Source organism: Serratia sp. YC16, assembly GCF_009707615.1.
Lineage (GTDB): Bacteria > Pseudomonadota > Gammaproteobacteria > Enterobacterales > Enterobacteriaceae > Serratia > Serratia surfactantfaciens.
This window is the reverse complement of record NZ_WLYN01000001.1, coordinates 1,071,946-1,092,686: the sequence shown is the minus strand read 5'-3', so window position 1 is coordinate 1,092,686 and position 20,741 is coordinate 1,071,946. Positions and strand designations below refer to the sequence as shown.

Below are 20,741 nucleotides of genomic sequence, written 5' to 3'. Positions count from 1 at the left end.
GCGCGGCAATGAGAATCATACGGCCACAGCAATTGGTGGCGATTAAAGGAAGTTACCAGATCGGTACAGACAGCCGGCTCGGCATCAGCGTCGTGGCCGGATGCTACCTGTCCCGACCGGAACACTTCGTGAACGAAGCCGAAATCTGGGAGGCGTGGAAACGCGCGCCGCTCAGCCTGCCGGTGCTGGATGTGGCCGAGCCGAAGCCGTTCGCCGAATACCTGATCGCCGGCCATGCCGGCATCGGTCAGCCGGTAAAAACGCTGGACGTCAGCGCCGACATCGGCGGGCTTAAGCGCCGTTGGCGGGTCGAGGGCGAGGGCCGACGCGGCGCGATGGGGGCGGAACCTTTCCTCAGCGTGCCGCTGGATCACACCTCGGCCTGGGGCGGGAAAGACAACAAGGAGAATCCGTTGGGGCGCGGTGGCAATGATGGACTGCGGCCGCTGCTGATGACCTTGTCCGCCGAGGGCTCCGCACAGGAACGCTCCCCGTTGGCGGCGCCGGCGCCGGTGCCGCACGAGTTTTTGCTGCGTAAGGCGCACATCGACAAGGTGGCGGGCCAGATCGCCAGCAAAGCGTATCTGGAAACGGCTTTCCCCGGATTGCCGGCCGATATCGATCGGCGCTACTACCAGATGGCGTCGCCGGCGCAGTGGCTGCCGGAAGCGGCGTGGCCGGATAGGGTGCCCTTTGAACTGCAGGGCGTCGGCGCGCAAAGCCAGGCGATACGCGGCGAGCTGCCGGCGGTGCGTGGGCGGGCGTTCATACGCCGCCACGATAGCGAGAGCCTCGAGGAAATTGAACTGCTGCGCAAAACGCTGTGGTTCCTGCCCGACAGCGACATCGCGCTGATCGTGTTCACCGGCGATGCGCCGCTGACGCATCTTCTGGACGAGTCCATCGAGTCCCTGATGCTGGCGTTGGATCGCTGCGATGCGCCGCGGCCGTTCGATTATTTCCGGCAGGTGCATCACAAGCGCAGCGACGATGAGGCTTCCCCCTTTGAGTTCCTGTTTGATCCGGATCTGATGCCGGCGGAGATGGGCCTGAATGTCATCCAGGCGGTGTCGGATCACCCCAGCGATTTGCGTTACGACCCGTCGCCCACCTCGTTGGGCGACTCCGCCGTTTTCTATCAACGTATCCGCGAGGCGATTGCCTTGCACCAGCAACAGACGACGGCGGATCCCGCTTCCGTGACGCTGCCCGATTTGCCGGATCTGCCCGCCGAAGACGGCAATGATGCGTTTTTTCCCGCTAGCGCAACCGTGGAAGGGAAGACTTTCAGCGGATTGCGCAGCCATGCGCTGTCAGACAAGCATTTTCTGCAATGCCGCTTTGAGCGCTGCGATTTTTCCCAGGCGATCCTGGAGAACTGCACCTTCGAAAACTGTGTTTTTGATGCGGTCAACCTGACGCAGGCGACGCTGCGTCGGATCCGCATGGTTTCGTGCACCTTGCAAAAGCCATCGATGGCGGAAAGCGCGTGGCAGGAGGCGGTCCTCGAACGGGTAACGCTGGAGGCACCGCAGGGGCAAGGCATGCGGGCCGAGGGGATGAAGCTGGATTACTGCGTCTTCGAGCGGGGGGATTTCACGGCGATGCGCTTTGAGCGCGGGGCGATTGGCAACGGCATGTTCAACGGCTCGACGCTGATCCGCGCGCAATTTCTGCAAGGGGAACTGGATGCCTGCGTGTTCAACCGCTGCCTGGCCGAAGGCGCGGTGGCGCTGGATATGACGTTAACCAAAAACTCGTTCCTCGGCGGCAATTGGCGCGGCGTGCGCTTTGAACGCTGCGGCGTCGAGAGCTTGACGGCGGGCATGCAGGTGAATTTTTCCCACGGCGTGTTCAGCGATTGCTGTTTCACCAAAGTGGGGCTGAAAGCGGCGCGCCTGGAGAGGTGCCAACTGCTGTACAGCGTTTTCACCGAATGCAATTTCGACGAGGCCGATTTGACGGCTAGCACCATCGCCGGCTGCGACATGGCCGGCGTGCGGTTCAAAGACAGCGTGCTGACGCACGCTCGCTGGCAAAACAGCAGCGCCCAGCAAGGACTGTTTTACAACGCCGACTTGCGCGATGCGGGATTTGACCAGTGCAACCTGGCGGCGGCGAATCTGGCGATGAGCTGGCAGGACGCCGGTACCCGTTTCAGCGGGTGTTTGCTTGAACGGGCGTGCTGGGTGCCGCGCAGAATTATTCAGGGGGACTATGCGCATGAAAACTGAGAGCCGCGTCATCCAACAGGCCCTGCCTGACACCGGGGTGATTGAGCTGGAGGTCGCTCAGGCGGTGGCGCAGACGCCGGCCATGCCGCGCACCTTCAAAAAGCGACGTTTCCACGATCGTGAGCTGAAAGGGTTGACGCTGAGCGACTGTTTTTTCATCGACTGCCATTTCGAACGCGTCACGTTTGAAGGATGCGATTTGCGAGCGGTGCGCTTTGAGGGCTGCACCCTGCAGCAGGTCAACGTGGTCGGCGGCAGCTTGATGCGCCTGGCGTTCAACGAATGCCGGTTTGACAACCTGACGTTGCAGCAGGGGCTGCTGTGCAATGTGGCGTGCAACGACACCACGCTGCAGGGGTGCTACGTCGGCGATTGTCTGCTGGACGACTGCAGTTTGATCCGGTGCGAGGTCAACGGGGCGGAAGTTGAACGCAGCAGCCTGGGGCATCTGGCCGTGCAGGCCAGCACCCTGACCAACCTGATGTTTCACCAGGACGTGATACAGGATGCCAACTGGTATGCCTGCCAACTCACACAGTGCCTGTGGCAGGCGTCGACCCTCGAGCGCCACATCATGGGGGGCTGTCAGTTGGAGAAGTGCAGCTGGCAAACGATCGCCGGACAGGCGCGCATCTGGTTCACCTGCCGCCTGTCGGGCTGCAATTTGGCGCAGCTGCAACTACAGGGCGCCAGTTTTCACCGCAGCGAGCTGGAGGGGTGTTCGTTCGCCGACAGCGATCTGACCTCGGCGATCTTCGCCGAAGCGCAGGCGCTGCGCTGCGATTTCGAGCGCGCGACGCTGACCCTGGCGCAGGGGCAAAAAGCCCGGTTCAGCGAGTGCGCGATGGGCGGCGCCAACTGGGGGCGCGCCATGCTGATGCAAGCGGAATTCAGGGCGTGCGATCTGGCGCTGGCCAATCTGGAGCAGGCCGAGCTGCGGGAAGCGAATCTGATCGAACAGCCGTTGACCGCCGCCCAGCAACAGAGCGCTCGTCTGCATGGCGCGCAGCGTCATCGCGCCGAAAATGTGCCGCTTACCGCCGATCCGTTCTTGAGTGCGATCGACGCCTGGTATGCGCATCAACAACCGGGACCGCGGCAACCGTCGTATCAACGGCCAACAGGAGTAAGCAGATATGTATAAGTCCAGAAGAGAGCATCAGAAGGTCTATGCCAACGCCAGGGTGACGCCTTTGCAGTTGGTGCGCAGCGCTCCGCTTGCCGAACAAGGGGGGCGCAAGGTGGTGACGCTGGCGGCCGACGCCAATGGCGGCCTGTATGTCGACGGCATGCGCGCCCATTGTCTGGCGGTCGCCACCAGCTGCCTGGTTCAGCCGCTGGCGGGCGATCGCGTTTGCGTCATCGTCGACGGCGACAAATTGGTCATTACCGAGATCCTGTCGCGGCAACAGGCGCACGCCGTCATGACGCTGGACAGCCGCAGCGCCAACTTGCGCATCGTGGCGCCGGAGATCGAACTGCAGGGCGGCAAGCGGCTGACGTTGCGCAGCCCGCACTTCACGCTGCTGACGCGCAGCAGCCGTTGGGTGGCCGAAACGCTGCACCAAATCTCTCAACGCCTGTTTGTGCGCAGCAAGCACGCAAGCCGGCGGGTGGAGGAAACCGACGAGGTATTGGCGAAACACATCATTCAGGATGCGCGGCAATCCCTGGTCATCAACAGTGAAATTGGTTCCCTGAAGTCTTCGGCGGTGCTGAAGATCGACGGCGGCCAGATACATATGGGGTAACCACCATGACTGCAGCCAATACCAACATGGGCGGGATCGGCTTGGCCGGCTGTGACCCGATGATACCGGCGCCGGGTCCGAATACTTCGCCCAACAACACCGGCATACCGAACGTGCCTAACTATTTCATTTGCGGCGGCAATGAACAGAACCTCGGCACCATTCGCGTGGCCACCATCGATTCGGGCGGGGTGATCGGCGCCGCCTCGGGAACGCATTCGGCCCAGGCGCAGCCGGTGCAGGGATCGGGCAAGTATTTCTCCGGCGGCATGCCGGTCACGCGATTAGGTGATTCCAGCACGACGAACAACAACAACATGGTCGCTACTCAGGTCGCGCCCAGCCAGACCAAATGTTTCGTTAATGCATAGGAGTTCAGCATGGTGAAAACGCTCCGGGGGATCGCGGCAGGGGCTCTGTTGGCGGTGGGGACGCTGAGCGGATGCAGCTGGTTTTCTCACGACGAAGCGGCGGATGCGGGGCGTCGGTTGCGGTTTATCGACGTCGAAGTGACCGCCAACGACAACGTGAACCCGAATGCGGCCGGGGAGGCGCAGCCGGTCAAGGTGTGCGTCATAGAAACCAATCGCTCGGGGTGGATGCCCGAAGGGATTGGCGATGGCGCCCCTTGCCGCGAGACGGCGCCGTCGGAAGGGGCGCTGAGCCGGCACCAGAGCATTTTGCAACCGAGGGAAACGCTGCGTTATCGCTTCGAGGTGCCGGCAGGGCAAGAGCGGTGGGTCGTCGTCGGGGCGGAATTTCAGCAAATCAGCGGCGTCTTGCCGCTCGCCGAGAAAAAGTCCCCCGCGCAGGCTGATTCGCAAATGAAGGTGATGGTGGGGATGACGTCACTCAGCATAGTGACTAACGACAAAATGGATGAATGACATGTTACCTAAACAACGCGTCGCCTGGGTAGAAGGCATGTTGATGGAACCGCAGCATTTCCAGCAGCAGGAACGTTTTTTCGAGCACTTGATTGAAGCGCGCTTGCGCAGCGTCGAAACCTTCACCTGGGGGTTCCTGGCGCTGGAGATCGACAACGGGCTATTGGAGCAGGGCAAGTTTGCGCTGAAGAAAGCCAAGGGCGTTTTCCCCGACGGCACGGCGTTCAGCATGCCTGAGGATATTCCGCTGCCGCCGCCGCTGGTGCTGGGAGAAGGCTGCCAGGGGAAAGTGGTGTGCCTGTCCGTGCTGATGGACATTGCCGGCAATGCCCAGATCGATCTTATCCAGGATGAGCGGAAAAGCAGCCGCTTTCGCACCATGGACGCCGATGTGCCGGATCGCAACCACGGCGTCAGTCTGGAAGGGACACCGCGCGTATGCACGATGCAGCTGGGGAGCCTGGTGACGCGGCTAAGCCTGGAGGATGCGGTCAGCAGCGCGGAAAGCGTTTTGCCGGTCGGCTTCGTGCGCGAGCTCACCAGCGATCGTCGGGTGCTGCTGGATGAGCGCGCCTTGCCGCCGATGCTGGATTTCCGCGCCATCGGCTGGCTGCCCGCGTTCACCACCGAACTGCTTGGGCTGATCAGCCAACGTCTGGAATCGGTCTTCCGTCCGGACGTGCACATGACGATCGGCGGGCTTTCCGAGCTGCTGGAGTTGCTGTTGCTGCAAACCTTGAGCGAGTTCAATTTGCGCATCAGCCAACTGTTGGCCAGCCCGCAGGTGCACCCTGAAACCCTGTTCGACACGCTGCTGAGCCTGTTGGGGCGGCTCAGCATCATTCCCGGCGGCGAACGTCTCTGGGATCGCGCCGATTTGGTGTATCTGCACGATGAGCCGCACAACTGCTATTTCCAGCTGTTCGCCTCGATCCGTCGCGCGCTGTCGCTGGTGATCGAAGCGCCGGCGGTGGCGCTGCCGTTTATCGATCGCGGCGACAGCATTTATCTGTGCCCGAACGACTCGCAGCTGCGTCTGGAAAAACTGGTGTTTGCCGTCAGCTGCGGGTTGTCCATCGAGCATCTGCGCTCGTATTTCCCCGCGCAGGTCAAACTGGGGCCGGTCGAGAAAATCATTCAGCTGATCGATCTTCAATTACCGGGCGCTCGCTTGCTGCCTATGGCTTCGCCGCCGCGGCACATACCGTATTACCCGAACAGCATCTATTTCGAGGTTGATCATGCTGACCCGATTTACAAGGAGATGATGGGCGGCTCGGCGATGGCGCTCAGCATCGTGGGGGATTTCCCGGACTTGCGCTTTGACGTCTGGGGATTAAGGCAAGGGAGGGTGGGATGAACGAATTCGAGAGAAAAATACGCGAGGCGATGGCGGTAACGCGCAACAACGCGACGCCGCGCCTCCCCGCGTCCGGCACGGTAGGCAAAACGACGGCGGAAATCGCCGCGCTGTCCTTCGGCGCGCGGGCGTTGGCCGCCAAGCTGCGGCCGGGGAGCGCCGGGGTGGCGGCGCCCACCGAACCCAAGCCTTATGAAGCGGAAAGCGCCGCGCCGGAAAACAGCGATCCCGCCCCTGGCGACCGCCAGGGGGACACGGCGACGGCCTCGAACGGCTTGTTTGGCCGCGCCGCGCTGAGCAAGCCCGGGGTGATGATGGGCCACTGGGACAATCCACTGATCGCCGCCGCCATTCCGGTCTTGCTGCAGGTGGAGCGGGTACGCGATCAGAAACAGCTGAATCCGGGCGCGGTGCGCGCGCAGATCGTGCGCGAGATCCAACAGTTCCAGCAGACGCTGTTGGCGGATCACGTCGCGCCGAGCGATGTCGACAAGCTGGCCTATCTGCTGTGCTCCTACGTGGACGAGTGCTGCATGGGCACGCTGGAGTCGGGCGAACTGAATCTCAGCCTGCTGGTGGAGTTTTATCGCGACGCCTGGGGCGGGGAAAAGTGCTTCGAGCACCTGCAAGAGTATCTGGCCGCCTCGCCGCGCAATAAGGAGATCCTGGCGTTCTACGATCTGATCCTGTCGCTGGGCTTCGAAGGGCAATACCACGTGATGGAGCGCGGCGCGGTGCTGCTGGCCGACGTGCGCAACCGTCTTGACGGTTATCTGTACAGCCAGAACCCGACGCAGACGCTGGCCGATGCCGAACCGAGCAGCGTGGTGCGCAAGGCCACCCGCATCACGCCGCTCAAGCTGCTGTGCTACGGCCTGGCGATAGCGCTGCTGGCGTACGCCTCGGCCGCCTGGTATCTGCACGATCAGTCGCGCGCGCTGCGCAACGCCATTCTGGCCTGGACGCCACCGCAGCCGCGCAAAATCAACATCATGGAGACGCTGCCGCAGCCGCTGCCGCAAATCCTCAGCGAAGGGTGGTTGGAGGTGCGCGCCGATCCGCGCGGCTGGCTGTTGATCTTCACCTCCGACGGCGCTTTCGCCACCGGGCAGTCGAAGCTGTCGGAAGAGTTTAAAAAGAAACGCAACATTGAGCGTTTGGGGGAGGCGCTGGCGCCGTGGCCGGGCGATCTGGAGGTGATCGGGCATACCGACAACAAACCGTATCGCAACACCTCCAACAACTCCAACCTGAAACTCTCGGAAGCTCGCGCGCAGACGGTGGCCGACAAGCTGCGAGAATCCTTGGCCAACAGTAAATACAACCGCACCGTGACATCGGTCGGCAAGGGCGATCAGGAGCCGCTGGACGACAACGCGACGGAAGAAGGGCGCCGCCGCAACCGCCGGGTGGACATCCTTTGGAAAATCGGCGAGAGGGAGATGGCTTCACCGTCTGCCACGTTGAATCAGGCAGGGGTAGCCGCCGAGGTCCCCGAGGATAACTAAGACATCCGTCGGCGTAGAGATAATAAGGAAATTATATGATACGTAGATCATTCATATTGGTGATTGCCTTGCTGCTGTGTGCGGTGGTGTGGTGGATTGGGCCGCTGATCGCCATCGGCACCTACCGCCCGCTGCTGTCGGTCTGGGTCAGAGGCATCATTATCGCTCTGATCCTGTGCTGGGCGCTGTGGCCGTTCGTGGCGACGTTTTTGTCCTGGGTGTTCCGCCACGCGCGGGCCCCCGCCCCGGCCAAAAGAAAAACCGCGCAGCGAGATCGCGTCACCTCGCGTTTTTACGACGCCTTGCGCACCTTGCAGTACGTCGGCACGTCGAAGCAGCGCACCCCCTGGCAGCGCTTCAAGTACCGCCTGACGCGCCGTTACATCAGCGAAAAACCCTGGTTTTTGGTCATCGGGCCGCCGGGCAGCGGCAAAACCTCGTTGATCGGCGAAAGCGGCGAACGCTTCTTGCTGGCCGAACACTATGGGCTGCAACAGACGGTGGATGTCGGGCCAACCCAGGATTGCAACTGGTGGCTGGCGGAGAATTCGGTGTATGTGGACACCTCCGGTGAATGGCTGCAGCTGAACGGCCTCGGCGATGAGGGTGCCAGGGCGCGCGATACTCTGTTCAAGCTGATCAGGCGCCACCGCCGCCATCCGGGCATCGACGGCATCATGCTGTGTCTGGATGCGCGTTGGTTGCTGCACGCTTCGCTGACCGAAAGAAAGTCGGTCGCCGACGCGCTGCGCGTGCGTCTGCTGGAAATGGCTTCGTGGTTCCGCAGCGAGCTGCCGGTCTATCTCACCATCAGTCACCTCGATCAGCTGGTCGGCGGCGAGACCTTCCTGTCCATGCTGGGCGACGATCTGCTGCAAAACGGGATGGGGTTCAGCCTGAACCGCGCCGCCCAGGGCGAAACGCCCTTCGAACAGTATGAAACCCTCTACCGGGAGATGGTGGCGCGCGTCAGCCATCACGTGCTCGAACTGCTGCACGATGCGCCGGATGGGCAAAACCGCCAACAGCTGCTGTTCTTCACCGAGTCGCTGGGATCGCTGGGCAACCCGCTGTATTCCCTGTTAGAGCAGATCTTCCCGCAAACACCGGTGGGCTACGCCTGCCATTTGCAGCAGGTCTGGCTGGGCAGCACCATCGCCCTGCCGCCGCAGGGCGCGATTTACAACGCGGAAGCGGCGGATATCTATGAAGCTCGCCCGACCGGGCGCATTTATCACCCGGAGCTGAATTACGCCCGGCAAGAGCGTGGGGTGATGCAGCAGTCTTCTCACGCCAGGCCGCTCGGCAGCCGCATGAGCTCCCTGGGCCGCTATGTGCTGGTGCTCATTCTGTTGGCGGTCTCTTTTAACCTGCTGGCGATGCGTTACCTGTGGGAGAGTGATTACATCTCCTACATTGCGGCGCGCTTTGACGAAACGAAGCGCATCGTGCGTGAAATACCGGTCACTAACCGCGTCAGCGACGATGTCATTTCCGCCTATGAGCAGTTGGGCTATATGAACGCGCAGCTGGGCGGTGAGGTTTCACCGGTGCCGAATCCCTATTTCGAGCACAAGCTGATCAACAGCGCGGCGCAAAAGACTTATCAGCGCCATTTGCTGCAGATCTTCTGGCCGGCGGTGGAAAACTATATCGCGGACGAACTCAAGAATGACGTATCGGCGTCCAACAAGGACGTCTACGGCACGCTGAAAGTGTATCTGATGATGGGCGAGCCTTCGCACCGTTCCGCCGAGGCGCTGGTCGACTGGTTCATGACGCGTTGGGATAGCTTCATGCCGCAAGGTTACACCGACATGAACAAAGGCATCTTCGCTTACCACCTGAGGGAAATGTTTTCCCTGCCGAATGCGCCGGTCATGAAAATGAACGGCGACTTGCTGCGCCTGGCGCGGGTGAAAGCGATGAATATTCCGATGCAGGTGCGGGTGGTGCGCCGCATCGAAGAGAAACCGCTGCCGGCGGCGATCAACGACATTTCGCTGGCCGACGCCGCCGGGCCGAACGTGTCCTTGATGCTGCGCCGCAAGAGCCAGGCGACGGTGACCGATACCGCCGTGCCGGGGTTCTATACCCGCGCCAGCTACCGCGATGTCTTCCTGGCGCAGCTCGATGACGCCGCCAGGGATATGATCGAAGAAGAGTCCTGGGTGCTGCGCGACAGCCCGGAAGGCAAAAACAAAGTGAACTCATTGGCCTCCGCACAAAAGTTGGCTGATGAAGCGAGAAAGCTTTATCTCATCGAATACGCGGACAAATGGGATGCGTTCATGCGCGACGTGCGCGCCCGGCCGGTCAACGGGCTGGAGGATGCGGCGATATTGGCGCGTCAGCTGTCCGATCCTTCGTCTCCGTTGGCCAACCTGGTGCGTTTCGCCGCGCGTGAAACCAGCATGACCGGCACCAACCAGGGCGATGCGGCGAGCTGGTTCGATCGCCAACGCAATCGCCTCGAACAGCAACGGCGTGACATCCTCGGCGAGATCTCCGGCGAACGTGCGCGTTTTCGTCTTACGCCGGAACGCGCGGTGGAAGATCGTTTCGAGTTGCTTCGCCGCTTGGGGTATCAGCTGTTGCAGACCACCAATGCCAGCAACGATCCGCTGAGCCGCAGTTTCGAAGCGCTGTACAGCCAGTTGACCACGCTATCCACCTCATTGCGCGGTGGCCAGGTGGTACCGGCCGGCGGCACGCTGAAACGGCTGCAGCTGGATGCGGCGCGTCAGCCGGAACCGGTGCGCAGCGTCATGATGGATCTGTTGCAGGTTGGGGACAGTCAAACGATCCAGCAGAGCCAGAAGAACCTGAGCAAAGGGGCTTCGTCGCTGGCTTCCGGGTTGTGCAAGGGCAGCATCAGCGGGCGCTATCCGTTCTCGCGCAACGCCAGAGCGGAGGTCGGCATCGAGGACTTCTCGCGCATGTTTGGGCAGAACGGCGCAATGCAGCAGTTCTTCGATGAAAACCTGGCCGCTTACGTGGATGTCAACGCGCAGAAATGGAATGCCAAACCGGGGTCGGAGGGGATCGTCAATGCGAGCACGCTGGGCGCGTTTGAAAATGCCCGCTTGATTCGCGATACCTTCTTCAGCGCCGGCGACAAACTTTCATTCTCCATGTTCATCAGACCGCTGTCTCTGACCCCGACCATCACCGAAGCGACCCTGGACATCGATGGGCAGGTGATTAACTACAGCCATGGTTATAGCCAGCCTACCCGCATCGATTGGCCGGGCCCGAAAGGCGGTAGCTATGTTCGACTGACCTTCCGCACCGGCACCGGCCAGATCCAGGTCGCCAGTTTCGACGGGCCCTGGGCCTTATTCCGGATGTTCGACGCCAGCAATCCGGTGCCGCTCGCCAGCGACAGGCGAGAGCTGACGATGTCGATGTCGTCGGTGGTTGGCGTGCTCAAACTGGAGTTGCGCTCGACGATGAAAGATTTCCCACTTTGGTCACGGGCGTTGCGAGGATTCTCGTGCCCGAAAGCGATGTAAACACAACCGTAACGAGGTGATAAACATGTTAGATCCAGCCAAAATTTTAGAAACCATGAAAGCCGGCGGCAATTTGGGCACCAACTCCCAATCGTCGCTGAGCCAACCCTTTATGCAAGGCGTCAGCAATATTCAAATGTCGGGGCCCGACGCGGCCAAGTCGGTCATGAGTAACGTGACAAAATCTTGCGATGATATGTTCGGTAATATGAAGGGCATTTTTAATGGTCTGCAATCGAATGTGAACGCACACCAAAAAATGCAAACGGGCGAGCAGCCGAAAGATTTTAATGTTTCCATGGACGATCTTCGTCCGGCGATTGCGAAAGGGTTCCCGCACGAAATGGCGGACTTCTTTTCCAAAGTGCCGAAACTGTAATCAACAACTCGATGGATAAAATACCGGGAGGTGGAAATGCCTCCTGGTATTCACAAGGAGTGGTGCGATGATCTATGACTGGATGCTTAAAAACGCCAATAAACGCATGGGTTTTTTCATCATGGTGATACCCAGCTTGTTTTTCTGGATAATGGTTTTTCTGACCTTTTATATTTTTTGATTCTTTGATGTAAAAAAAAGCACCCGCAAAGGTGCTTAAAATGAAACGAATTAAAAAAATAGTAAGGGATGATTATGAGTTTTTATTACAGTTTCGAGATGATCTGCAACCCGCTGGAAATCAGCGCATCGACGGCCAGACCAATACCTTTACCGATGGTGCCGACAACGGTTTTGGCATCAGGGTTAACACCGGCAATCGCGGAAATGGTATCAATACCGGTTCCCACTGCACTGCCAATCAGTGTACCTACGTCACCAAAAAAACCAGCACCGTTAACTTGTTCAATTTCAATTGCGGATAGTTCTTTCATGATTGAAACTCCTTTTTCAGTTAGCCCTTTACTTCAGGCAATTTCATTATTGCAAATCAGGTCTTTTTTTCAACAAAAGTGTTGTCATTTTTTATACTATTCTGTTGTTTGTTATTTTAATTTGGCATCGTTAAATTATATGTTATTGGATCCTGATTTTTCATATCGCATTTACCCTCAGCGTTCACTGCGCAATAACGCTTGTTATTTAAAAATCTGAATGACATCTACCCGAAGGGAGACCGTATGAAGATATTGACGACGCCGGAAAGACCTTTCCGCTATGATGAGCTTGCGGAAAAAATTGTCGTAGAGGCCAGAAGCCGCTTAGGGTGCGCCGCTCTGCGGTTTTTAGACTGCATGATCCAGGGGTATGGCCCGCCGGTGATTGTATTTGATATCTATAATAATCACGGTAAGTTGCAAACGGTTAAAGTCATTCTGCCCATTGGCAGTCATAAACAGTTAAAAAAAGATCACCTCGGGCTGATTGCCTGTCTGGAGGCTAAAAAACTGACGCGATTAAAAAAAATATAAAAATTACTCAGATCGACACTATTTATTACCTCTGTTTGCTCTGCGTCACGCCGGTAAAAACGCTTTCCCAGCCTGGACGTTCTTGCTCCGGCCGCCGATGAGTTCATCTTTTCTCAATCAATCGCCATGAAAGTTTTGCAGTCACTTGCAACCGTAAAGTGTAGCTTTTTTTTATGCATTTTTTTTACAATAAGATTAATATGGTTATAGACAGTTTTTTAATATGGCTTGCCAGGGGAACGGCACGCTTCGAGATAAAGCATTATCCCGCCTTTCTTCTAAGTAAAATCCTAATACATAATCGGATGCTCTTAACAATCAATTCAGCACGGCGTTATGTTCCATATTATGTTTTTTTTCGATATTTATCTGGATATATTGCGCTCTTGGAGTAAAATTAACTTATCGGAGAAAATTCTTGGCACCGTACCACGGATGGCAATGATGCACTATAAATATATCTTACGGTAACCCTTTACCTTGTAAAACGCGGTGTTTCCCCGCGTCTTGCTTTTGCGTGCTCTCCAGGGCTGATGAGCTTATATCGTTATATATAAAATACACCTTTGCGAGGCGAAGACGTTTCCGTATCGCATATAACGCTTTTTTATTAAAAAGCATCTCAAAAATAAAAAATAATCACAGCAAGCATATTGCAGTAAGGAGAGTGGGCAAGCGCAGTCAAAAGGGAGGTTTGTTAATGGAGCGCGTCAATATTGCTATCGTCGATCAAAATCAATTTTTCAAGCTTGGGTTAGGTCTGGCCTTGCAAGAAGGTTTTCTCACGAATGGTGTCAAGGCCAGGATCACGGGAGAGGAAAGGGCCAACATTATATTCAGGGCGCCGGATAAACGGGTGTCTATCAACTTTTGCCATACCCAGCTTTTGCAGGGCAATTTTTCTTCTATTCCGCTCTATTTTTCAATATTGGAGCATAAAACGATTTTTCCGAAAATTCATTGCAATTTAGAGGCCGGAAGCATTACGCGCAAAGACGGCGTGGCGGCGATCGTGGATAAGGTCATGTTGAGCTATCGCAAGAAAAACAGTTTAGTTTCAAGCTATTGCCCACGTTGCCGTACCCAACTGACCTTTAGCGAGGGAAAAGTGTGCCGCCTGATTCACCTGGGATATTCGCAAAATCAAACGGCGATGTTGCTCGGCATCAGCCCGAAAACGGTCAGCATCCATAAGCGCTCAGCGATGAGAAAACTAAACATCGATAATAATATTGAATTCTTGCGCTGGTTAAAAATGCACAGCGACTCTTGTTAATAGGATCGAGGGAAGAGACAGTCTGATTCCGTATTTTATACCGGAGCGGGGTGGCAATCGTTCATTGATTGCCTCCTGGCATGGAATAGGTTTTATAGGGAGATAAAACATGGCTGATTTCGTGAGGGAAACGGTTTCCCATAATCATTTCAAATTATTGCAAGAGCTTTACGGCAGAGATTTGGGCGGGGAGCGTTTCCTGCACTGGAAGCATCTGCTCGATCCGCATTGTGGGGCCCCAATGGAAAAAACTGGCATATTCTACAAGGAGCAGGAACGCTACCTCGGGATGTTCGTATCCAGCCTTTATCCCTTTAAAATCAATGGCGTTTCTTTCAATGTCAATATGCTTGGCGATCTTGGGATCCATCATCAGGTAAAATCCTCCACCGTATTGAAAGACTTTTTCCTGCAGGCCAGGCGGTCGGATGTGGCGGCGGATATCTGCTTTTCCGATGACCGTAAGATCCGGGTTTATGAAAAGATTTTTAGAAAGTATTTAACGTCTAATACGCAAATCTATCCCTATGTCGAATTAACCTTAAAGCCTGACAAATTTATGGCCTTTCGTTTCGCTGAGGGTGGGTTCGCTCAACAGGCAAACTTTATCAATAATTTAGGGCGGGAAAAGGATCATCACGCATTTGAGTATATTGAAAAGCATCCCCTGTATCATAAAATTCATTATATAAATAAAGGGAGCCTTTACGCCGTGATCGGATGTTCTGGCGAGTGCGCCGAACTATTGGATATTTCCAATCCTTCCAGGGAGTGCTTTTCCTGGGCGATCGGGGTTTGTCGGCACCTGCATAGCCGTTGCAAAGTGATGGTGCCCATCGCTTTTTATAAGTCGGTTTGCGCTCAGGCGGCGGAGGTGATTTCAGAAAAGCGCATCAACATGTTGATCGGCTATTACTCACAAAAGATAAGCGAGCTGATGCCGAAAGACGTTTGGGTATGCCGCATGGATCGCCGTTAAGCAGGGCACGTGTATTTTAAATGGAGTGTTTGTCATGGAAGAGATTCCTGTATCACCCTATTCAAACGTTTTTATCGATGAATATGACCGCCATCCAGAGGGCTGCAACTACAACGTATTGGTGCTGCAGCGTATTGAGGGCGCGCTGGATCCCATCAGATTGCAAGCCGCGCTGAATGCGTTGGTGCAAGATCATGTATTGCTGAACAGCCATATTCATGAACAGGATGGCGAGCTGTATTGGCGTCGCAATGACGCAATCTATCCTCTGCAGCATTACACGGACCGCACGCTGTTGACGCAAGTGATTCGCCAGCCTTTCGATATTTATCGCGGGCCTCTTTATCGTTGGGCGCTCTTCGCCGAGGGAGAAGGGCGCTATACCCTGGCGTTGGTCGGCCACCATCTGGTGATTGACGGCGCGTCTTCCGACGAGTTTTTCTCATTGGTAAGCCAGTACTATCGCCAACAGCGGCTGGCGACGCGCATAGAAGCGGCCGAGATCGCCGTCATTAACCGGCAATTGCACCGGGAGGTGGAACAACTGGCCTCCGCAGGGGCGCTGGCGCACTGGCATGCCGAAGCGGCCAATTTGAGCACGCTTGAGGTGCCGTTTGAGCGAAGCGGCGCCGGGCGCGTGGATGAAGCGGGCGAGTTGCGTTTCCAATTTCCCAAAGCGCAATGGAAAGCGCTGAAACAGGCCTCGGGGATACGGCGAATTAATGACTTTCTGGCGCTGCTGGTGTTGTGGGGGATCTTGATGGCGCGCAGCGGCAATCAGGAAACTGTCTATATCAGCTATCCGGTGTCGATAAAGAAGGGGCAAAAATTTGCGCTCGGTGGGCATGTGAACACCAGCGTGCTCCCCGTTTCTTTACGCGATGGCGCGGGTTTTTCCGATGTTTATCGACGCGCTTTGGCATTTATTACCGCCGCGGCGCCGCAATCGCGCCATCGATTTAATCAGCTGCCCACGCAAGAGGTGGTGCGAGCGTTGGGTATTCGCTCATTGCCGATTTCCTTCGCCCAGACCAACTTGCGCGACGAGGCATTGTCGCTGGCCGATTGCGTCACCTCGCCGCTATTCGAAGCCAACCATGATATGGCCAGTGCGACGCTCTCTCTGGAGTACGAGGATCGGGCCGATGGCGACGCGTTGCAGTTTCGTTTGCGCTTTCGCCAGGGCCTGTTTGACGAGGAAGAGATGCGTGACTGCGCGGCGCATTTTATTCGCCTGATGCAACAGGCGATGAGCGCACCTGATGCCCCTTTAAGCCACATCGCCTGCTATCCCGCCGCCGAGCGGTTGCCGCAGAATGACGAAAGCCCCGTGCAACCGAGGGAAACCCTCAGTGCCCGCTTTGAAGCGATCGCGCAGCGGTATCCGGAAAATATCGCGCTGGAGTATGAGGGGCTGCGCGTCAGTTACCGTGAGTTGAACGGCCTGGCGAATAGCCTGGCGAGAGAAATCGTGCTTCGCTATACGTCGCTGACCGGGGCCGCGCCCCAGGCGGACACGCCGATCGCCCTGTACAGCGAGAAAAGCCTGGAAATGGTCGTGGCGCTGCTGGCGGTGCTGAAAACCGGCGCGGCCTACGTGCCGATCTCTTGCCATTATCCTCAGGCGCGCATTCGGCATATTCTTGAGGAAACCCGCTCGGCGTTGCTCATCGCCGGGCAAACTATGCAGACCTCGGCGCAGGCGTTGGCCGCGATGCTGCCGCATCCCCCGTCCGTGCTGACATTGGGCGACCTGAGCCGCCTGCCGCATGAACGGCATAACCTGCCGGTTATCACCGCCGCCGAACGGCTTGGCGCTGTCATTTATACCTCGGGTTCGACGGGAACGCCGAAAGGCGTGATGCTCGAACAACATGCGATGTGCCAATTGGCGACCGCGTCCGGCATCGCGATTACGCCCGAAGATGTGTTGTTGTTCCTGTCCAGCCCCGCGTTTGACGCGGCGACGTTCGAAGTGTGGGGCGCATTGCTCAACGGCGCCAAACTGGTGGTCATCCGTGATACGGAGGATATCGCCGGGGATGTGCCGCAGCTGGAGGCCTTGTTGCGTCGGCAACAGGTGTCGATTCTCTGGGCGACGCGCAGCCTGTTCGATCACCTTTATCTCAGCAATGCCGACCTGTTTTCCGGGCTGCGCTGTTTGCTGGTGGGCGGAGAGGCGCTGACCGCCACGCTGATGCAGCGCCTGGTGCGGCAAACCAACCGACCACAGCAGGTCATCAACGGCTACGGCCCAACCGAATGCACCACGTTCACCACCCTGTATGCCATCGCGGCGGACGAAACCCGCAGCAGTATTCCCATCGGCAGAGCGATACCGGGGCGCGAGCTTTATGTGCTGGATCGCTGGCTGCAGCCGTTGCCGCCGGGCTTGGCCGGCGAGCTGTATATCGGCGGTTCGGCGCTGGCGCGCGGCTATCTCAATCAGCCGCAACAAACCCAGACGAGTTTCATCGAACTGAATGGCCGGCGCTTGTATAAAACCGGCGATCGGGTGCGTTGGCTGCGCGACGGTAATCTGGAATATCTCGGCAGAAATGATTGCCAGGTGAAAATCCGCGGATTCAGGATTGAACTCAGCGAGATAGAAAGCGCGATCAATGCCCTGGAGGGCGTCGAGAAATGCGTCGTGGTGGATGTCGTCCATCGGGACAGCAAGCGTCTTGCCGCCTACTTGCTGATGACGCGGGGTGTGGCTCTGGATCCTGCCGAGTTCCGCTCACGGCTCGAGCGCGATTTGCCGGATTATATGGTGCCGTCCAGCTATGTCGAGATCGAGGAGATCCCACTGACGGTTAACGGCAAGTTGGATCGCTCGGCCTTGCCCACGCCGCAATTCGCGCAAAACGAGCGTTATGCCGCGCCGGAGAACCCGCTGGAGGCGCTGATTTGCTCGCTGTGGTCGAGCATTCTCGGCGTGGAGACCGTGGGGGTCGACGACGACTTCTTTCGGTTGGGGGGCGATTCGATCCAAAGCATTGTGTTCACCAGCGAATTGAGCAAGTCGGGTTACCACAGCAACTCGCGCGCGGTGTTCGAAACCAGAAATGCGCGGGCCCTGGCCAAGCGCATTCTGCGGCAGCAAGATGCGGTGACGACGCTAGACGAACAAGGCGAGCTGCAGGGCGAATTCGAACTGCAGCCGATTCAGCGTTGGTACAGTGAGCTGGCACCGAAGCGCGACGCCTTCTTCAACCAGACATTTTTGGTGCGGGTACCGTCGATGTCCGCCGAGCAGGTCGCCGATCTGGTGGCCGCGCTGGCGGAGCAGCATGACATGTTGCGCGCGCGTTTTAGCGTCGATGACAACGGCGTCATCGTGTCGCAGCGCTACCTTTCGGCGGCCGATGGCGGCCCTTCATGGGGCTACTATGACCTGGCGCTGTGTCGTCAAAGCCGCGCCGAGCTGCTGCGGCAATGGCAATCGGGGTTTGATCCGGCAGAAGGGCCGATGTGCCGTTTCGTTTATATCTTTGACAGCAGCGCGCCCGGCTATGCCCTGATGTTCTGCGCGTTTCATCATCTGATCGTCGATGTGGTGTCCTGGCGCATCATCGTCAGCGACATGCAGCGGTTGCACCTGGGGGAATCGCTGTCGGCAAAAGGCACCAGCTACCGCCAATGGGGAGAGCGGTTACGGCAATACGCGGCAACGCAGAAAGACCAATGCGCTTACTGGCTGGCGATGATCGCCGGGCAGCCCGATTATGCCCGGCTCGGCAGCGCGGCGCAGCCCCCCGAATTTTGCCGATTCGAGTGCGACGCGGCGTTGACAACGCTGCTGGTGGACACTTGCCATCAGGCCTACAACACCTCGATCCGCGAAGTGCTGTTAGCGGCTCTGGCGCCGGTGCTGCAGGCTTGGCACGGCAGCGCGGACAGTTACCTCACGCTGGAACACCATGGCCGCGATATCAATGACGATAGGGTCCGGCTTGAGGGCACCGTCGGCTGGTTCACCGCCCTGGCGCCGTTGCGCATCACCGCGCACGAGTGCCAAAAAACCACGTTGCGCGCCATCAAGGACACGTTGCGAAAGATGCCCGATCACGGCATCGGTTACTCGGCGCTGAAATACGCTTCAGCGTCGGGCGATGAGGCGCTGGCTTGCCTGCGGCGGCACCGCCTGCCGGCCATTTCATTCAATTATCTCGGGGTGTTCAACGAGCAGGCCGACGACGCGTTATGGGCATTGATCGACCAAACGGCGGATTTGGAAAATGGCGCGATGCCGGTGAGCGGCAACGTATTGGATCTGGTGCTTTATGTTCACGACGATCGGTTGAGCATCGTCATGTCGGGTTTGCTGCCGCATGAAACGCTGTCGCGGATCGGCTCGCACTATGTCGACAGCCTGTCGGCGCTGGTCGAGCACTGTTGCCACGAGGCGAGTAACGGCGTTTGCCTCGCCAGCCCTGGGGACTTCCCCCATGCCGACGTCAGCCTCGCCGAACTGGATCGCTGGCAGCAGAAGCATCGCCTCGCCGCCGTTTTCGAAGCCACGGTGACCCAGCGGGAGCTGATGTATTTCAACCGGCTCAACCGCGAGTATCAGATTGATCAGGCGGTTTATGAAATCTCGGGCCCGTTGCAGCCGGAGGTGCTGAATCAGGCGTGGGCGCTGGCGCTGCAGCGGTTTGAAATGCTGCGTGCCGGGTTTGGCGATCAAACCCGCCGCGGCCGGCCCAACGTCTTCATCTGCGAAACGTTGCAGGCGCCGATCGCGATGGACGATTGGTCGGATGCATCACCGTCCTCTCTGGAAGAAAGGATGGAGGCGCTGTTGACCCGGGAGAGGGAAACGTCGTTTGAACTGGATGCGCCGCCGTTGATTCGCTGGCGCCTCATCAGGCTGAACGCGGATGAGCATTATCTGGTGCAGACCTTTAACCATATTTTGTTTGACGGCTGGTCGCTGGGGGTGTTGTTCGGCCAGTGGTTCAACGATTACCTCGCCCTATTGGCGGGCAGGGTGCCGACGCTGGAGATTAACCGCTTCGAACCTTTTGCCGCCTATGTGCGAACGCACGGCAATGACCCCGAAGCGCGGGCCTTCTGGGCGGACTATCTGCAGGGTGCACCGGTCAATCAACGCTTGCCGTTGGCTGCCGCACCGGCTATCGCGCCGCAGGGGCGCCGGATGCGTCAGCATTGCGATGAATTCTCCAGCGCGCAGATGGCGCGCCTCACCGCATTTTGTCGGCGACAGGGGATCACCGTCAACCAGCTGACGCAGCTGGCCTGGATGCTGGCGCTGGCCGAAGCGTTGGCTTGCGATGACATCGCGATCGGCACGACCATGAGCGAGCGCCCTGCCGACATTGAGCAGGTGCAGACGCTGTTTGGCCTGTGCGTCGCGAGCCCGGTGCTGCGGCTGCAGGCAATCCGTCAACGGCCGATTTATGCACTGCTGGATGACATCGCGGATTCACAAACTTTCAGGCAGAAGTACGCCTTTTCCGAACTGAATCGTTACGACGAGAATTGGGTGCCTACCTCGCCGTTCGGCAGCCTGTTCGTGTTTGAAAACATGCCGAAACCGGCGTTGGATCCGCGGCTGCCGTTTCACTGTCGCGTGATGGACATCGTCAGCGGCAGCAATCACCAAACGGTGCTGTGTCTGTTCCCCGAGGCGGAACGGCTCGCCATTTCACTGTTTTATGATTCCCACGAGATCGCTCGGGAAACCATCGACGAATTAGGCCGACGTTTTCTGATTATCGCGCTCGCAATCGCCAATCTTCCGCCCGACAGCGACATCAGCGCTGAGGACGGGATTATCCAGGCTGAGGAGGCATGA

The 20,741-nt window shown here is 58.0% G+C and carries 14 protein-coding genes; 13 read left to right on the top strand and 1 reads right to left on the bottom strand.

Annotated elements, in window-relative coordinates; translation table 11 throughout:
• Window positions 1-8: 8 nt before the first annotated feature.
• The 9 genes from GKN89_RS05125 to GKN89_RS05085 are packed head-to-tail and all read left to right on the top strand — an operon-like array spanning window position 9 to window position 11,634.
• The gene (locus GKN89_RS05125) at window positions 9-2,234 is read left to right on the top strand and encodes a DUF2169 domain-containing protein (protein ID WP_195933986.1); all 2,226 of its coding nucleotides are present in this window, start codon (window positions 9-11) and stop codon (window positions 2,232-2,234) included.
• Window positions 2,224-3,378, top strand: coding sequence for a pentapeptide repeat-containing protein (locus GKN89_RS05120; RefSeq protein ID WP_230328919.1), 1,155 nt, complete (start codon window positions 2,224-2,226; stop codon window positions 3,376-3,378). Before GKN89_RS05125 ends, GKN89_RS05120 begins: the two co-directional genes overlap by 11 nt.
• Window positions 3,371-3,985: a DUF3540 domain-containing protein gene (locus GKN89_RS05115; protein ID WP_019456420.1), complete on the top strand. Its 615-nt coding sequence runs from the start codon at window positions 3,371-3,373 to the stop codon at window positions 3,983-3,985. The genes GKN89_RS05120 and GKN89_RS05115 overlap by 8 nt, the downstream gene beginning before the upstream one ends.
• Before the next feature lie 5 nt (window positions 3,986-3,990).
• Window positions 3,991-4,356, top strand: coding sequence for a PAAR-like domain-containing protein (locus tag GKN89_RS05110; RefSeq protein WP_025159873.1), 366 nt, complete (start codon window positions 3,991-3,993; stop codon window positions 4,354-4,356).
• 9 nt (window positions 4,357-4,365) lie between these two features.
• Window positions 4,366-4,872: a type VI secretion lipoprotein TssJ gene (locus GKN89_RS05105; RefSeq protein WP_019456422.1), complete on the top strand. Its 507-nt coding sequence runs from the start codon at window positions 4,366-4,368 to the stop codon at window positions 4,870-4,872.
• 1 nt (window position 4,873) lies between these two features.
• A complete protein-coding gene (tssK, locus tag GKN89_RS05100) occupies window positions 4,874-6,232 on the top strand; it encodes a type VI secretion system baseplate subunit TssK (protein ID WP_019456423.1) in 1,359 nt (452 codons plus the stop codon).
• Complete coding sequence (gene icmH / locus GKN89_RS05095) at window positions 6,229-7,740, top strand: type IVB secretion system protein IcmH/DotU (RefSeq protein ID WP_019456424.1); 1,512 nt, start codon at window positions 6,229-6,231, stop codon at window positions 7,738-7,740. Before tssK ends, icmH begins: the two co-directional genes overlap by 4 nt.
• Window positions 7,741-7,775: 35 nt before the next feature.
• The gene (tssM, locus tag GKN89_RS05090; protein WP_025159872.1) at window positions 7,776-11,255 is read left to right on the top strand and encodes a type VI secretion system membrane subunit TssM; all 3,480 of its coding nucleotides are present in this window, start codon (window positions 7,776-7,778) and stop codon (window positions 11,253-11,255) included.
• A 25-nt stretch (window positions 11,256-11,280) separates the two neighbouring features.
• Window positions 11,281-11,634 (top strand): DUF6277 family protein, encoded by a 354-nt coding sequence (locus tag GKN89_RS05085; RefSeq protein WP_004935323.1) that lies wholly within the window; start codon window positions 11,281-11,283, stop codon window positions 11,632-11,634.
• 266 nt (window positions 11,635-11,900) lie between these two features.
• Here the strand turns inward: GKN89_RS05085 and GKN89_RS05080 are convergent, their stop codons facing one another.
• Window positions 11,901-12,128, bottom strand: a complete 228-nt coding sequence (locus tag GKN89_RS05080) for a hypothetical protein (RefSeq protein ID WP_019453435.1) — start codon at window positions 12,126-12,128, stop codon at window positions 11,901-11,903.
• A gap of 246 nt (window positions 12,129-12,374) precedes the next feature.
• Here GKN89_RS05080 and GKN89_RS05075 point away from each other — a divergent pair, with 246 nt between their 5' ends.
• The 4 genes from GKN89_RS05075 (at window position 12,375) to GKN89_RS05060 (ending at window position 20,741) form a co-directional block, all read left to right on the top strand.
• Window positions 12,375-12,665 (top strand): hypothetical protein, encoded by a 291-nt coding sequence (locus GKN89_RS05075; RefSeq protein ID WP_019453436.1) that lies wholly within the window; start codon window positions 12,375-12,377, stop codon window positions 12,663-12,665.
• A gap of 700 nt (window positions 12,666-13,365) precedes the next feature.
• Window positions 13,366-13,941: a LuxR family transcriptional regulator gene (locus tag GKN89_RS05070; protein ID WP_019453437.1), complete on the top strand. Its 576-nt coding sequence runs from the start codon at window positions 13,366-13,368 to the stop codon at window positions 13,939-13,941.
• Between the two features lie 109 nt (window positions 13,942-14,050).
• Entirely contained in the window at window positions 14,051-14,920 is an 870-nt protein-coding gene (locus GKN89_RS05065) for a hypothetical protein (protein ID WP_154746460.1), read from the top strand.
• 34 nt (window positions 14,921-14,954) lie between these two features.
• Window positions 14,955-20,741 carry a non-ribosomal peptide synthetase gene (locus tag GKN89_RS05060; protein WP_154746459.1) on the top strand — a complete coding sequence of 1,929 codons (5,787 nt, stop codon included), beginning with the start codon at window positions 14,955-14,957 and terminating at the stop codon, window positions 20,739-20,741.